Here is a 12,864-nt window from a genome sequence, read left to right as displayed (position 1 = left end):
GCCGCCGAGCGGCGGGCCAGTACCCGCCGGCGCAGCGCCTGGACCTCCGGCTCGCGCTCCTTGAGGTCGGCGACGATCGGCGTGGCCAGGAAGATCGACGAGTAGGCGCCGGCGGCCAGGCCGACGAAGAGCACCAGCGCGAGGTCCTTGAGCGTGCCCACGCCGAGCAGTCCGGCACCGACGAACAGCAGCCCGGCCACCGGCAGCAGCGCGATCACCGAGGTGTTGATCGAGCGCATGAGCGTCTGGTTGACCGCGAGGTTGGCCGCCTCGCCCCAGGTCATGCGCGCGCCGGCGGCCAGGCCGCGGGTGTTCTCGTCGACCTTGTCGAAGACGACGACGGTGTCGTACAGCGAGAAGCCGAGGATGGTCAGCAGGCCGATGACCGTCGACGGCGTGACCTCGAAGCCGACCAGCGAGTACACGCCGGCGGTCACCACCAGGTCGTGCAGCAGCGCGGCGATCGCGCCGATCGCCATCTTGGGCTGGAACCGGATGGCCAGGAACGCGATGACGGCGACGAGGAAGACCGCGAGCGCCAGCAGCGCCTGGTCGGTGATGTCCTGCCCCCACTCGGCGCTCACCGCCTCGGGGCTGACGTCCTCGGGGGCGATGCCCGCGGCGTCGGCGACGGCGTCGACGACCGCTCGCTCCGCGTCGTTGTCCAGCGCGCCGGTGCGCAGCAGCAGGGAGTTGCCGCCGACCACCTGGGCCGAGGCGACGTCGGCCCCCGCGTCGGTGGCCGCGTCGCGCACCTGCTCGAGCTCGGCGCTGGTGCCCGGCAGCCGGAAGCTGTTGCCGCCGGCGAAGTCGATGCCGAAGTTGAACCCGCGGAACACCATCGACGCGATGCAGACCAGCAGCAGCACGGCGGTGACCTTGTAGATCAGCCGGCTGCGGCCGACGACGTCCAGGCCCGCCTCGCCGTTGTAGAGCCGGTGCGCCAGGGACGCCCGGCGGTGCGACCCGCCGGCGGGGGCCGCGCCGCCCTCGGCGGGCAGGCCGGCGTCGGCCAGCGCCACGTCTCCGGAGACCTGGCCGGCCGCGGCCGCGGCGGCGTCGTCGGCCGCCGAGCCGGCGGCACCGGCGGCCCGGGCCTCGTCGGCCTCGGTGCCCACGGGCAGCTCGGCGTCGGTCCCGGTGTCCTGCTCGCGGCTCATGCCCGGCTCCTGTCCTGCGGTCCACGGGTGCCACGGCCGCTGCCGGCCCCGACGAGCTCCCGCTCGGCGGGGGTCCGCGGGCCGGTGGCCCACAGTGTCCGGTCGACCCGGCCGAGTCCGGAGAACCGGCTCGTGCCGAAGGTCCGGAAGCGGGCCAGCACGGCCATGAGCGGGTGGGTGAAGAGGAAGACGACGACCAGGTCGAGCACCGTGGACAGGCCCAGGGTGAACGCGAAACCCTTGACGTCGCCGATCGCCAGCCAGTAGAGGATCGCCGCGGCCAGGAAGCTCACCGCGTCGGCCGAGAGGATCGTGCGGCGGGCGCGCACCCAGGCGCGCGGCACCGCCGACCGCAGGGTGCGGCCCTCGCGGATCTCGTCCTTGAGCCGCTCGAAGTAGACGACGAACGAGTCGGCGGTGATGCCGATGGACACGATGAACCCGGCGATGCCGGCCAGGCTGAGCGTGAAGCCGATCTCCCGGCCGAGCAGCACCAGGCTGGCGTAGACCACGACCGCCGACAGCAGCAGGCTGACGATCATCACCAGCCCGAGCAGGCGGTAGTAGACCAGCGCGTAGAGGAACACCAGCGCGATGCCGATCGCGCCGGCGATGAGGCCGGCCTGCAGCTGCTCGGCGCCGAGCTCGGTGGAGATCGACTGCGCGGTGGCCTGGGTGAAGGTCAGCGGCAGCGCGCCGTAGCGAAGCTGGTTGGCCAGCTCCTCCGCGCTCTGCTGGTCGAACTGGCCGGTGATCGTGGTCTGGCCGTTGATCGCGCCCTGGATCGTCGGCGCGGAGACGACCCGGCCGTCGAGCGTGAAGGCCGCGTTGCTGCCGACGTTGGTGGCCGTGTACTCGGCCCAGGTGGCCCGGCCGCTGGAGTCGAAGTCGAGCAGGACGACCCACTCGCCGGTGGTCGGCTGGGTGCCGGCGCTGGCGTCGGCGATGTCGGTGCCCTCGAGGATGGCCGGGCCGAGCAGGTACTTGAGGTCGCCGTCCTCGCTGCAGGCCGCCACGTGGTCGATCGAGCGGTCGACGCTGCCGGCGACCTCCTCCGGCGAGCAGGTCAGCGTCGCGTACGCGGCCGCGGCCTCCTCCTGGGTGACCGCAGGGGCGTCGGCGTCCGGGATCGAGGGGTCCTCGACCGCGCCGTCGCCGGTGGTGGCCTCCGCGCCGGGGCTCGCCGGGTCCGTGGGGGCCGCGCTGTCCGTGGGAGTCGCGCTGTCCGTGGGGGCCGCGCTGTCCGTGGGGGCCGCGCTGTCCGTGGGGGCCGCGCCGTCGGTGGGAGCCGCCGTGTCGGTCGACGCGGCGTCGCCGGCCGTCGCCTCGTCGCTCGGCGTCGCGCCGTCGGTCGCCTCGGCGGCGTCCGTGGGCTCGGCCGGGGCCGCCGGCTCGGGGCCGGCGAGCACCGGCCGGAAGCGCAGCTGCGCCGTCTGGCCCAGCTCGCGGGCCTGCTCGCCGGAGTCGCCGGGGACCGAGATGACGATGTTGGACTCGCCCTCGGTGACCACCTCGGCCTCGGCCACGCCGAGGCCGTTGACCCGCTGCTCGATGATCTGGCGGGCCAGCTCGAGGTCCTCGGGGTCGGGCGCCTGGCCGTCGGGGGTGCGGGCGGTCAGCGTGACGGTCGTGCCACCCCGCAGGTCCAGGCCCAGCTGCGGCGTCCGGTCGGTGCCGGTGAAGAAGATCAGGCCGTACATGACGGCGATGATCAGGACCAGCGCGCCGAAGTAGCGGCGCGCGGGTAGGGCGCGGTTGGCCACGGGTTCTCCGGTCAGAGGGTCTTGCCGGGGGGACCGTCACCGGGGCGGTCGTCCCGGGCCGGCCACTCGTCGGCCACGGGGTCGACTGCCGGGTCGACGACGGGGCCGGTCACCACCGGCTGGCGCACCTGGACGACCGCCTGGCGCGCGTAGGTCACCACGACGCCCGGGGCGATCTCGACCTGGATGGTCGCCGGGTCGTCGAGACCGGCGACCGTGGCGTACACGCCGCCGGCCATCGTGACCGGGACGCCGAGGGCGAGGGCCGACTGCGTCTGGTTCTGCTGGCGCTTGCGGGCCCGCGCCGGCAGGACCACCAGCGCCACGAACGCCAGCACCAGCAGGAGCAGGGGGAACAGTTCCACGACGGGAGTGCCTCTCTACCGCGCTCGCGTGCACGCGGTCGGTGCGGCCCGGGTCGGGACCGCTCGGGTACGTCGGTCACGGCGCGCACGGCGACCGGCCGCCGACACACGGGTCGCGCGGCCGGGACCGGGTCGACCCGGCGAGGGTCGAGTTGCGCGCCAGCGCCGCCGAGTCTAGGCGTCGAACAACGGTTCCGACGACGCCCCCGGGTCGCGCGGGACTGCTGTGACTCCGCCGAGGGGGATCCCGCCGCGCGGCACCGGCCGGCCGAGGTGCCGCCAGGCCGCCTCGGTGGCCACCCGCCCGCGCGGCGTGCGCGCCAGCAGGCCGGCCCGCACGAGGAACGGCTCGCACACCTCCTCGACCGTGTGCGACTCCTCCCCCACCGCGACCGCGAGCGTGCTCACGCCCACCGGGCCGCCGTTGAACCGGGCGACGAGCGCCTCGAGCACCGCGCGGTCGAGCCGGTCGAGACCGAGGTCGTCGACGTCGTAGAGCGCCAGCGCGGCCTGCGCGACGGCGCGGGTCACCCGGCCGTCGGCCTCGACCTCGGCGTAGTCGCGCACCCGCCGCAGCAGCCGGTTGGCGATGCGCGGCGTGCCGCGGGAGCGGCCGGCGATCTCGGCCGACCCGTCGTCGGTGAGCTCGACGCCGAGCAGTTCCGCGCTGCGGGCGAGCACCTGCTGCAGCTCGGCGGGCTCGTAGAACTCCATCTGCCCGACGAACCCGAAGCGGTCGCGCAGCGGCCCGGTGAGCAGCCCGGCCCGGGTGGTCGCGCCGACCAGGGTGAAGGGGTTGATCTCCAGCGGGATGGCGGTGGCGCCGGGCCCCTTGCCGACGACGACGTCGACGCGGAAGTCCTCCATCGCCATGTAGAGCAGTTCCTCGGCCGGCCGCGCGATGCGGTGGATCTCGTCGATGAACAGCACGTCGCCGGGGCCGAGGTTGGACAGCATCGCGGCGAGGTCGCCGGAGCGCTCGATCGCGGGACCGCTGGTGATCTTCACCGAGGTGCCGAGCTCGGAGCCGATGATCAGTGCGAGGCTGGTCTTGCCGAGCCCGGGCGGACCCGACAGCAGCACGTGGTCCGGCGGCCGGCCCCGGCGCTTGGCGCCCTCGAGGACGAGCGCGAGCTGGCGGGCCACCTTGGGCTGGCCGATGAAGTCGTGCAGCGAGTGCGGCCGCAGCGCCGACTCGACCACCCGCTCCTCGTCACCGGCCTGCGGCGAGACCCCGAACTCCTGGCCGAGGCCGGAGTCGACCTCCCCGGTCAGCGCCCGGTCGAACGGCGTGCTCACGAGCGGCCCAGCAGGTGCAGGGCCTGGCGCAGCAGCATCGCGACGTCGACCCGGCCGGTGGTGGCGAGCTGCTCGTCGGCCACCGGCGTGAGCGCGGTGACGGCGGTGTCGGCCTCCCGGGTGCTCCAGCCCAGGCCGACCAGGGCCGAGGAGAGCTGGTCACGCCAGGGCGCCACCGGCGTCAGCGGGCCGAGTCCGGCCGGCGCCGCCGCCGGGCCGTCGAGCTGGGTGTCCGACGTCGTCGTCCCCAGCCGGTCGCGCAGCTCGAGGATCAGCCGCTCGGCGCCCTTCTTGCCGATGCCGGGCACCTGCATGAGCGCCTTGACGTCGGCCATCGACACCGCGCGGCGGACCTCCCGCGGCGGGTGGATGGCCAGCACCGCCTGGGCCAGCCGCGGGCCGACGCCGTTGGCCGTCTGCAGCAGCTCGAAGAGCTGGCGCTCGTCGTCATCGGCGAAGCCGTAGAGGGTGAGGGAGTCCTCGCGGACGACGAGGCTGGTGGCCAGCCGCGCGTCCTGGCCCACCGTGAGGCGGGCGATGGTGCCGGGCGTGCACTGCACGGCCAGGCCGACCCCGCCGACCTCGACCACCGCGCCGTCGGGCGAGACCGCGGCCACCCGGCCGTTCACGCTCGCGATCACCGGGACATCCCCGTCCACCGCGGCAGCGTCGTCGAGCGCACCGGCGCGCCGATGCCACCGGCGATCGCGGCGACCCGCAGCCGGTCCTGCGCCGGGCCGCGCCACACGTGGCAGACCGCCAGCGCCAGGGCGTCGGCTGCGTCGGCCGGCTTCGGGGCGGCCGGGAGGCCCAGCACGCGGGTGACCATCAGGGTGACCTGCTCCTTGTCCGCGCGGCCGTTGCCGGAGATGGCCGCCTTGACCTCGCTCGGCGTGTGCCAGGCGACCGGCCGGTCGGCCTGCGCGGCGGCCAGCGCCGCGATCCCGGCCGCCTGCGCGGTGCCGGTGGCGGTGCCCTTGTTGTTCTGGGTGAACACCCGCTCGATGGCCACGACATCGGGCCGGTGCTCGCGTAGCAGCGCCGTCACCTGGGTGTGCAGCTCGAGCAGCCGCAGCTCCAGGTCCAGCTCGGCGGAGCTGCGGATGACCCCCACCCCGACGGCGGCCGGGCGGGCGCCGGGGCGGCCGTCGACCACGCCCCAGCCGCACCGGGTCAGCCCCGGGTCGATGCCGAGCACCCGCATGAGAAGACGCCTCCGAAAGACCGAACTGGTGTTCGACCCACGGTAGCGGCCGACGCCGACGTCCCGGTACTCAACACACCGTGGCGCCCCGCCGCGAGCTCGGAGGCGTACGGGAACGGCCCGCCTGCAGGGTCCCGCCGCGAACCTGCGAGGGGTGAGGAGGACGGGGTCCTTCAGCCGACCCGCTCCAGGACCTCGTCGGAGACGTCGTAGTTGGCGTAGACGTTCTGCACGTCGTCGCAGTCCTCGAGCGCGTCGATGAGGCGGAACACCTTCCCGGCGCCCTCCTCGTCGAGCTCGACGGTGACGCTCGGGACGAACCCGGCCTCGGCCGAGTCGTAGTCGATGCCGGCGTCCTGCAGCGCGGTGCGGACGGCGACGAGGTCGGTGGGCTCGCAGACCACCTCGAAGGTGTCGCCGAGGTCGCGGACCTCCTCGGCGCCGGCGTCGAGCACCGCCATGAGCACGGTGTCCTCGTCGACGCCGCCGGCCTGCGGGACGACGACGACGCCCTTGCGGGAGAAGAGGTAGGACACCGAGCCGGGGTCGGCCATCGACCCGCCGTTGCGGGTCATGGCGGTGCGGACCTCCATGGCCGAGCGGTTCCTGTTGTCCGTCAGGCACTCGACGAGGACGGCGACGCCGCCGGCCGCGTACCCCTCGTAGGTGATCGTCTGGTAGTCGACGCCACCGGCCTCGAGCCCGGCGCCCCGCTTGACCGCCCGGTCGATGTTGTCGTTGGGCACCGAGCTCTTCTTCGCCTTCTGGATGGCGTCGAACAGCGTGGGGTTGCCCGCCGGGTCACCGCCGCCGGTGCGGGCGGCGACCTCGATGTTCTTGATGAGCTTGGCGAAGAGCTTGCCGCGCTTGGCGTCGATCCCGGCCTTCTTGTGCTTCGTGGTCGCCCACTTGGAATGGCCGCTCACTGCTCTCCTCCGAGGTCGGGGGCGCCCGCGCCGGCGCCACTGGGGTCTGCCACCGCCCGGCCGAGCGCGACCGCGTGCCGCACGATCTCCACGAACAGCGCGTGGACCCGGGTGTCCCCGGTCAGCTCGGGGTGGAAGCTGGTGGCCACGACGTCGCCCTGGCGCACCGCGACGATCCTACCGTCGGCCGATCCGCCCACGACCCGCCCGAGGACCTGCACCCCCGGCCCGGCCTCCTCGACCCACGGCGCGCGGATGAACACCGCCGACAGCGGGCCGCCCGGCACGCCGTCCAGCGCGATCCGCGACTCGAAGGAGTCGGCCTGCCGGCCGAAGGCGTTGCGCCGCACGGTGACGTCGAGGCCGCCGACGGTCGGCTGGTCCGGTGGGGCGTCGATCAGCCGGTCGGCCAGCAGCACCAGGCCCGCGCAGGTGCCGTACGCCGGTAGCCCGCCGCGGACGGCGTCGCGCAGCGGCTCCAGCAGGCCGGTGCGGACGGCGAGCTTGGTCATGGTCGTCGACTCACCGCCCGGCAGGACCAGCCCGTCGACGGCGGCCAGCTCGTCAGGACGCCGGACGGGCACCGCCTCGGCACCGAGAGCGCTCAGCACGGCGAGGTGCTCGCGGACGTCGCCCTGCAGTGCCAGCACACCGACGACGGGCTCGCGGGACACGGGAGGAGGAGTCACGGTGCGCACCTCACGGCCCGGCCACCCGCTGCGAGCTCCAGGTGAGCAGCCGCTCCAGCGGGCCGCGGCCCAGCCGCAGCCGCCACGCCGTGGCCAGCAGCACGGCGGTGAGGGAGAAGCGCACCCACTGCCCCCAGTCGGCGGAGGACTCCGCCTCCACCACCCGGATGGCGACGATCTGCGCGGTGTAGACCGACAGCGCCAGGGCGCCCACCGAGGCCAGCGGGTACGTCAGCCGGGGCAGCAGGTCGGCGAGCACCAGGCACACCCCGATGACGGCGACCGCGAACCCGCCGGAGCCGACCACCTCGAACGGCGTGCTGCTGTGCGGCTGCGCGCCGGCGAACCACGCCGGGTCCCACTCACCGGAGGAGCCGAAGCCGGCCTCGATCCCCGCCGGCCGCTCCCCCGGCGCGAGCTCCCGGGTGCTCAGCCAGCCGCCGAGGTAGCCCAGCACCGCGGCGGCCGACCCCGCGGCGACCAGGCCCGCGCGCACCCGGGCGGCACCCAGGTCCAGCCGGCCCACGGCCAGCCCGACCAGCACGAAGGCCAGCCAGACCGCCGCCGGGTAGTAGCCGGTGACCAGCAGGAAGACGAACGCGTCGCCCTCCTCGTCGTGCTCGGTGGCGTACTGCCCCACCGCGAGGGTGAGCGGTGGGGCAGCCAGGACGACGACGCCCGCGGCGAGCAGCAGCCGCGCGGGCGGCCAGCGCAGGAACGGCAGCGCGAGGACGAAGAGCACCGCGTAGACGCCGAGGATGATCGCCACGAAGGTGCCGAGCAGCTCCAGGACGCCGCCGATGGCGAACACCCACGCGGCGCGCACCAGCACGCGGGTGCGGGCCCGGGCGAGCTCGCGCCCACCGAGGCGGTCGCGGCCGCCGGAGAGCAGCGCGATGGAGATCCCGGCCATCGTGGCGAACAGGATCGACGAGCGGCCGTCGGCCAGCGCCCGCCACGTGGCCGGGTCCCAGCCGAGGTCGCCGGTGTCGCCCAGGTGGGCGCCGAACATGCCGAGGACGGCGAGCCCGCGGGCGACGTCGAGACCGCCGATCCGCCGTCCGGGGACGCTGTCCCGTCCCGGACCGGCGGGCGCGAGGGCGCCCTCGACGTCGTCCCGCTGCGCCGTTCCGCGAGCCGGCGTCACGAGGGTCTCACCAGCCGCGGGTGGCGAACCGCTCGCTCTCCGGCAGCGTCGCCACGTTGATCCCGACCATCGACTCGCCGAGCCCGCGGGACACCTTGGTGACGACGGCGGGGTCGTCGGAGAAGGTGGTGGCCTGCACGATCGCCGCGGCGCGCCGGGCCGGGTCGCCGGACTTGAAGATGCCCGAGCCGACGAAGACGCCCTCGGCACCCAGCTGCATCATCATCGCGGCGTCGGCCGGGGTGGCGATGCCGCCGGCGGTGAACAGCACGACCGGCAGCTTCCCGGCGCGCGCCACCTCGACGACCAGGTCGTGCGGCGCCGAGATCTCCTTCGCCGCCGCGAAGAGCTCGGTCTCGTCGAGGGTGGCCAGCCGCTTGATGCCGGTGCGCAGCGCGCGCATGTGCCGGGTGGCCTCCACGACGTTGCCGGTGCCGGCCTCGCCCTTCGACCGGATCATCGCCGCACCCTCGGCGATCCGGCGCAGTGCCTCGCCCAGGTCGGTGGCGCCGCAGACGAAGGGCACGGTGAAGTCGCGCTTGGCGATGTGGTGGGCCTCGTCGGCCGGGGTGAGCACCTCGGACTCGTCGATGTAGTCCACCCCGAGGGTCTGCAGCACCTGGGCCTCGACGAAGTGGCCGATGCGGGCCTTGGCCATCACCGGGATGGACACCGCGTCGATGATCCCCTGGACCATGTCGGGGTCGCTCATGCGCGCGATGCCGCCCTGCGCGCGGATGTCGGCGGGGACCCGCTCGAGCGCCATGACGGCGACCGCGCCGGCGTCCTCGGCGATCCGCGCCTGCTCGGGCGTGACGACGTCCATGATCACGCCGCCCTTGAGCTGCTCGGCCAGGCCGCGCTTGACGCGGTCGGTGCCGGTGGCCGGCGAGGCGGACGGGACGGCGGGGACGTCGGCGTGCGAGGACACGGGCTGCTCCAGGGGTACGGCCGGGCCGGACGCGGCTCACGGCCCGCCCATCGTAGGGCGGGTCAGCGCAGGGCCGAGGTGCCGCTGGTCACGGCGTCCAGGCCGTCCTCGACGTCGAAGAAGCGCGGCAGCGGCTGGTCGGCGTGCAGCCGGAGCAGCCGGGGCAGCCGCCGCTCGCGCAGCAGGTGGGTGTCGCGGACGGCGTCGTTGTAGAAGCGGCGGGCCAGGGCGATGCGGTCCTCGACCTCGGCGAGCCCGGCCAGCAGCGCCGGCGGCACGCCGGGCAGGTCGGCCGGCAGGGCACGCAGCTCCCGGCCGAGGGCGTTCTCGGCCAGCTCGCGGTCGCCGGCCGGGAGCTCGCGGGCCTGGTAGGCGGCGGTCTTGAGGCGGGTGGTGCGGTCCTCACCCAGGACGGCGGAGTGCTCGGAGGCCAGGTCGGCGGCGAGCGCGGCACGCTGCTGCAGCCGGGTGTCGAGCACCGTCCACGCCCGGGCCATGCGTCCCTCGAGGCGACGCAGGCGGGTCAGCGTCCACGCCGTCCAGGCCAGCAGGAGGACGACGCCCGCGAGGAGCAGCATCCAGGCCTCGGGCGTCACTCGACCCACGCTAGCGGCGGACCCTCCACAGCGGGGACGGCCACGCCCCGTCATCGGTCACGGCGGCCAGCTCCTCGTCGTCGGCGGCCGTGACCCCACCGGCGCCGGGCAGGACGACGGTCTCGTAGACGGCGAGCACCCGGCGGGCCACCACCTGCCAGTCGTAGCCGGCCGCCACCTCCCGGCCGGTCGCCGCCAGGCGGGCCCGGCGGTCGGGGTCGGTGAGCAGGTCGGACAGTGCCCGGGCCAGCGCGGCGCTGTCGCCGCGGCGGACCAGCACGCCCGCCGCGCCGTCCTCGAGCACCCGGGCGAAGGCGTCGAGGTCGCTGGCCACGATCGGGGCGCCGGCGGCCATCGCCTCGATGAGGACGATCCCGAAGGACTCACCCAGCAGGTTGGGCGCGCAGTACAGGTCGACCGACCGCAGGAAGGCACCCTTCTCCCCCTCGGTGAGCTCCCCGAGCAGCGACACGTGCGGGGCGAGGTCCTCGTCGAGCAGCTCCCGGACCGCGTCGGGATCACCCCGGCCGGCGATCAGCAGCCGCGCCCCGGGGTGCTGGCGGACGACGCTGCGCATGGCCTCCAGCAGCACCGGCAGGCCCTTGCGCGGCTCGTCGTAGCGGCCGAGGAAGCCGATGGTCGGCCCGCCGACGCCGCGGGCGTGACCGGGCAGCGAGGGCCCCTCCGCGAAGGCCGCGACGTGCACGCCGTTGGGGATGATCACCGCGTCGCCGCCGAGGTGCTCGACCTGCACCCGGCGGGCGAAGTCCGACACCGCGATGCGACCGGAGATCTTCTCCAGCCACGGGCGGATGAGCGGGCCGACGGCGGCCAGCCACTTGGAGCGGATCGTGGCGGCGTGGTGGGTCGCCACGACCGGGCCGGTGGCGATCATGCAGACGACCAGGGAGACCGAGGGCGTCGCCGGCTCGTGCACGTGGACGACGTCGAAGTGGCCCTCCCGCAGCCAGCGGCGCACGCGGCTGGCGCTGACCGGCCCCAGCTGCAGGCTGGCCATCGAGCCGTTGTACGGGACGGGGACGGCGCGCCCGGCCCAGGTCGCGTGCTCCTCGGGGAGGGACTCCTCGTGCTCGGCGGGGGTGAGCACCTCGACGTGGTGGCCCAGGCCGCGCAACGTCACGGCGAGGTCGCGCACGTGGTACTGGACCCCGCCGGGGACGTCCCACTGGTAGGGGCAGACCAGGCCGATCCGCATCAGCCGCGCTCCCTCGCCGGCGGGTCCGGCGGCACGTCGGCCCAGATCCGGCCCAGCACGTGCCAGTCCTCGGGGCGGACGGCGAGGTCCTCGGTGAAGGCGTCGGCGACGCCCTGCATCCCGGCGGCGACCCGGTCGCGCAACCTCCCCGGCCCGTCGACCGGCACCTCGGGCCGGACGGCGAACTCCCAGCCGCGGTCGGTGAAGCGGCAGACGGCCGGGTGCAGCGCGGCGCCGGTCTGGGCGGCCAGCAGCGCGGGGCCGCCGGGCATCGTGGCCCGCCGCGAGAAGAGGTCCACGGGGACCCCACCGGACCCCAGGTCGCGGTCGACGAGCAGGCAGGTGAAGCCGCCGCCGGCCAGCCACTCGCGCAGCACGGCGGAGCTGGGCCGCGCTCCCCCGGTCAGCGGCAGCACCTCGATGCCGAGGGACGCGCGGTAGTCGAGGAACCGCCGGTAGAGCGACTCGGGCCGCAGCCGCTCGGCGACGGTGGTGAACGGCCCGCCCAGCCACTCGACCAGCCACACCCCGGCGGCGTCCCAGTTCCCGCTGTGCGGCAGGGCGACGACGACGCCGCGGCCGTCGGCCCGGGCCTTCTCGAAGTGCTCGACGCCGGAGCTGACGGTGTCGGCCACGATCCGCTCGCCGGGCAGCCGCGGCAGGCGGAAGGCCTCCTGCCAGTACCGGGCGTAGGAGCGCACCGCCCGGACCGTGAGGTCGGCGAGCTCGTCCTCGCTCAGCCGCCCCCCGGTGGCCACCCGCAGGTTGGCCCGCAGCTGGCGCACGCGGCGCCCGTCGCGCCCGGCCGCCCACCGTCCGCCGGCGTCGAACGCGGCGCGGGCCACCGGTTCCGGCAGCCGCTGCACGGCCTGCCAGCCCGCCGCGTAGCCGAGGTCGGTGAGCCGGTCGGCCGCGCGGGCGCGCACACCGCTCACCGCGCCGGCGTCGACGCCGCCGGCGCCGCCTCGCCGCGGGCGCCGCGGTGCACGGCGACCACCCGCTGCGCGACGGTCACCGCACCGCCGGCGACCAGCAGCCACAGGCCGACGTCGACGGCGTGGGGCAGGCCCAGGCCGGTGAGGCCGGTGCCGGTGAGCACCAGGATGAGCCGCTCGGTGCGCTCGACCAGCCCGACGTCGCAGGGGATGCCGACCCCCTCGGCGCGGGCCTTGATGTAGCTGGTCAGCACGCCGAGGACGAGGCCGAGCAGGGCGAGCAGGGCGAGCAGCCGGTTCCCGCCGCTGCCGGTGTACCACCACACCAGCGCCCCGAAGACGGCGGCGTCGACGGCCCGGTCGCAGGTGGAGTCGAGGACGGCGCCGAACGCGGAACCGCCGCCGCGGGCCCGGGCCAGGGCGCCGTCGAGCATGTCGAGGAACACGAACAGCGTCACGGTGAACGCGCCCCAGAACAGCGAGCCGTGCGCGATGAGCAGCACCGCGCCGGCCATCGCGCCGAGCGTGCCGGTGACCGTGACCATGTCCGGGGTCACCCCGGCCCGGGCCAGTTGCGCCACCACCGGCGCCCAGAAGCGGCCGACGGCGGCGCGGGCTTCCTGCCCCAGCACG

At 75.2% G+C, this 12,864-nt stretch carries 14 protein-coding genes; all 14 read right to left on the bottom strand.

The window, feature by feature from the left end; all coding sequences use genetic code 11:
* On the bottom strand, window positions 1–1,160 hold a 1,160-nt coding region (gene secF, locus ABQ292_RS17265; RefSeq protein WP_369208621.1), incomplete at its 3' end, for a protein translocase subunit SecF.
* Window positions 1,157–2,923 (bottom strand): protein translocase subunit SecD, encoded by a 1,767-nt coding sequence (secD, locus tag ABQ292_RS17260; RefSeq protein WP_369208619.1) that lies wholly within the window; start codon window positions 2,921–2,923, stop codon window positions 1,157–1,159. The genes secF and secD, both read right to left, overlap by 4 nt.
* Before the next feature lie 11 nt (window positions 2,924–2,934).
* The gene (locus ABQ292_RS17255; protein ID WP_369208617.1) at window positions 2,935–3,288 is read right to left on the bottom strand and encodes a preprotein translocase subunit YajC; all 354 of its coding nucleotides are present in this window, start codon (window positions 3,286–3,288) and stop codon (window positions 2,935–2,937) included.
* Window positions 3,289–3,462: 174 nt separating this feature from the next.
* On the bottom strand, window positions 3,463–4,587 hold the full coding sequence (gene ruvB, locus ABQ292_RS17250; protein WP_438940602.1) for a Holliday junction branch migration DNA helicase RuvB: 1,125 nt from the start codon (window positions 4,585–4,587) through the stop codon (window positions 3,463–3,465).
* Window positions 4,584–5,228, bottom strand: coding sequence for a Holliday junction branch migration protein RuvA (gene ruvA, locus ABQ292_RS17245; protein ID WP_369208615.1), 645 nt, complete (start codon window positions 5,226–5,228; stop codon window positions 4,584–4,586). Before ruvA ends, ruvB begins: the two co-directional genes overlap by 4 nt.
* Entirely contained in the window at window positions 5,225–5,791 is a 567-nt protein-coding gene (gene ruvC / locus ABQ292_RS17240) for a crossover junction endodeoxyribonuclease RuvC (RefSeq protein WP_369208613.1), read from the bottom strand. The genes ruvA and ruvC overlap by 4 nt, the downstream gene beginning before the upstream one ends.
* Window positions 5,792–5,964: 173 nt before the next feature.
* Entirely contained in the window at window positions 5,965–6,717 is a 753-nt protein-coding gene (locus ABQ292_RS17235; protein ID WP_369208611.1) for a YebC/PmpR family DNA-binding transcriptional regulator, read from the bottom strand.
* Window positions 6,714–7,406 (bottom strand): pyridoxal 5'-phosphate synthase glutaminase subunit PdxT, encoded by a 693-nt coding sequence (gene pdxT / locus ABQ292_RS17230; protein ID WP_369208609.1) that lies wholly within the window; start codon window positions 7,404–7,406, stop codon window positions 6,714–6,716. The genes ABQ292_RS17235 and pdxT overlap by 4 nt, the downstream gene beginning before the upstream one ends.
* A 10-nt stretch (window positions 7,407–7,416) precedes the next feature.
* A complete protein-coding gene (locus ABQ292_RS17225; RefSeq protein WP_369208607.1) occupies window positions 7,417–8,553 on the bottom strand; it encodes a heparan-alpha-glucosaminide N-acetyltransferase domain-containing protein in 1,137 nt (378 codons plus the stop codon).
* A gap of 7 nt (window positions 8,554–8,560) precedes the next feature.
* Window positions 8,561–9,484: a pyridoxal 5'-phosphate synthase lyase subunit PdxS gene (pdxS, locus tag ABQ292_RS17220; RefSeq protein ID WP_369208605.1), complete on the bottom strand. Its 924-nt coding sequence runs from the start codon at window positions 9,482–9,484 to the stop codon at window positions 8,561–8,563.
* 62 nt (window positions 9,485–9,546) lie between these two features.
* Complete coding sequence (locus ABQ292_RS17215; protein ID WP_369208603.1) at window positions 9,547–10,080, bottom strand: LemA family protein; 534 nt, start codon at window positions 10,078–10,080, stop codon at window positions 9,547–9,549.
* A 10-nt stretch (window positions 10,081–10,090) separates the two neighbouring features.
* Window positions 10,091–11,296: a glycosyltransferase family 4 protein gene (locus ABQ292_RS17210; RefSeq protein WP_369208601.1), complete on the bottom strand. Its 1,206-nt coding sequence runs from the start codon at window positions 11,294–11,296 to the stop codon at window positions 10,091–10,093.
* Complete coding sequence (locus ABQ292_RS17205) at window positions 11,296–12,231, bottom strand: phosphatidylinositol mannoside acyltransferase (RefSeq protein WP_369208599.1); 936 nt, start codon at window positions 12,229–12,231, stop codon at window positions 11,296–11,298. Before ABQ292_RS17205 ends, ABQ292_RS17210 begins: the two co-directional genes overlap by 1 nt.
* Window positions 12,228–12,863 (bottom strand): phosphatidylinositol phosphate synthase, encoded by a 636-nt coding sequence (pgsA, locus tag ABQ292_RS17200; protein ID WP_369208597.1) that lies wholly within the window; start codon window positions 12,861–12,863, stop codon window positions 12,228–12,230. Before pgsA ends, ABQ292_RS17205 begins: the two co-directional genes overlap by 4 nt.
* Between the last annotated feature and the right edge of the window lies 1 nt (window position 12,864).

Source organism: Geodermatophilus maliterrae (assembly GCF_041018925.1).
GTDB classification, from domain to species: domain Bacteria; phylum Actinomycetota; class Actinomycetes; order Mycobacteriales; family Geodermatophilaceae; genus Geodermatophilus; species Geodermatophilus maliterrae.
Note: the sequence above shows the minus strand (reverse complement) of the source record. Positions and strands in the feature narration are given on the sequence as shown.

Bases quoted from the DNA above. Each gene is read 5' to 3' on its own strand.
- ruvC (WP_369208613.1), bottom strand. From the start codon at position 5,791: ATGCGGGTGCTCGGCATCGACCCGGGGCTGACCCGGTGCGGCTGGGGC.
- ABQ292_RS17210 (WP_369208601.1), bottom strand. From the start codon at position 11,296: ATGCGGATCGGCCTGGTCTGCCCCTACCAGTGGGACGTCCCCGGCGGG.